The sequence below is a fragment of the Sphingobium sp. WCS2017Hpa-17 genome (genome assembly GCF_031843765.1).
GTDB lineage: Bacteria > Pseudomonadota > Alphaproteobacteria > Sphingomonadales > Sphingomonadaceae > Sphingobium.
In genome coordinates this window covers 1-1,085 of the sequence record NZ_JAVTIV010000062.1, presented here as the reverse complement: position 1 = coordinate 1,085, position 1,085 = coordinate 1, and the positions used below count along the sequence as shown (strand labels likewise).

Here is a 1,085-nt window from a genome sequence, read left to right as displayed (position 1 = left end):
CGGCAACGGAGGCCGCGATGCCGGGTCAACGTCATCGCTGAACCGGCGCTCAATCTCGCGATCTTCCGCCCGGTGTTCGGCGCACATCAGGCCATGGTCGGCGTGCTGGCCTTCGCAGGCTTCCGACATGGCGCACTGGTCTTTGCCGTGGTGGCGGGTCATGCCACCCGCTCCCATCCGCTGGCCATCTGCCGGTAAGTCCCGGTGGCGGTGATTTCCACGTCACCGATCTTCTTCTCGGTGCGGGTTTGGCCGACCGGCTCGCGCCATGCGGGGCGGTAGCGGGCGGCGACGCTGCGCGGCGTGGTCATGCGGCATCCTTTCGCGTCCGAGCTTCAGCCGCCCGTGCGCACTTAGCCTTCGCCAATTCGATCGCATCCGCCAGTCCAACAGCTTCCGCCGTCTCGGTATCAGCCCCGACTTTGACAGTGGCCAGCATGTTGCCGGCGCGGCAGTCGGCGGACGGACCAAGCGCACCGATCGCGACGATGATGCTGTCAGCCTGAGCGTCACGGACCTTCATCAGCAGCGTGCCGATGGCGTTGATTTCGTTGCGGTCCATCAATCTTCTCCCGTATCGGCAATTTCCCATTTCGCCGATGCTCTATGCCCGTGTCCGCTGGAGGAAGCGGTTGGAGGCTTGGGGAGGGGTTAGGCGGCGCGCGCAATCTTGGGCCGTTCAGCCAGTTCAAAGCGTGGATGCGCCTGCCCGTCTGCGATCACTTCCAGCTTGTGCAGCCGGAACATGCCTCCCAGCGTCCAGTTGCAGGGCTTTCCATCCGGCTTGTTGCGCGGCGATCCAGCATTGGTGAAGCGGCCGACGCACGAAAAGGCCAGATACTTCTCCACCTCATCGAACGTCTTGCCCGCTCCAGCCTCGATCAGATCGCGGGCGGATTGATGGGTGCCGCACATCGGGCAGACGAAGGTGATATCTTCCTTGCTGGCGGCGTTCTGCGCTTTGATGTCGGCGTGGAATTGCTCCAGCGTGATTTGACGCGGACCTTCCATCACCCCACACTCCCCGCCCGCTCAGCCATGACCGCAGCCTTCTTCTTCGGGCCGCCGGGGATGAGGTTGCCGTT

4 protein-coding genes are annotated in these 1,085 nt (G+C 64.0%); 1 reads left to right on the top strand and 3 read right to left on the bottom strand.

The genetic code is table 11. The features are described 5' to 3' along the window. Nucleotides 1-198: hypothetical protein (locus RQH62_RS24915; protein WP_311271338.1), on the top strand; the 198-nt coding region annotated here is incomplete at its 5' end. Here RQH62_RS24915 and RQH62_RS24910 read toward each other — a convergent pair. From RQH62_RS24910 to RQH62_RS24900, 3 genes are all read right to left on the bottom strand, one after another. After that, entirely contained in the window at nucleotides 159-311 is a 153-nt protein-coding gene (locus RQH62_RS24910; protein WP_311271337.1) for a hypothetical protein, read from the bottom strand. The two genes, RQH62_RS24915 and RQH62_RS24910, sit on opposite strands and share 40 nt — an antisense overlap. Beyond that, nucleotides 308-562, bottom strand: coding sequence for a hypothetical protein (locus RQH62_RS24905; protein WP_311271336.1), 255 nt, complete (start codon nucleotides 560-562; stop codon nucleotides 308-310). The genes RQH62_RS24910 and RQH62_RS24905 overlap by 4 nt, the downstream gene beginning before the upstream one ends. 89 nt (nucleotides 563-651) lie before the next feature. Continuing rightward, complete coding sequence (locus RQH62_RS24900; protein WP_311271335.1) at nucleotides 652-1,011, bottom strand: VVA0879 family protein; 360 nt, start codon at nucleotides 1,009-1,011, stop codon at nucleotides 652-654. Nucleotides 1,012-1,085 lie beyond the last annotated feature (74 nt).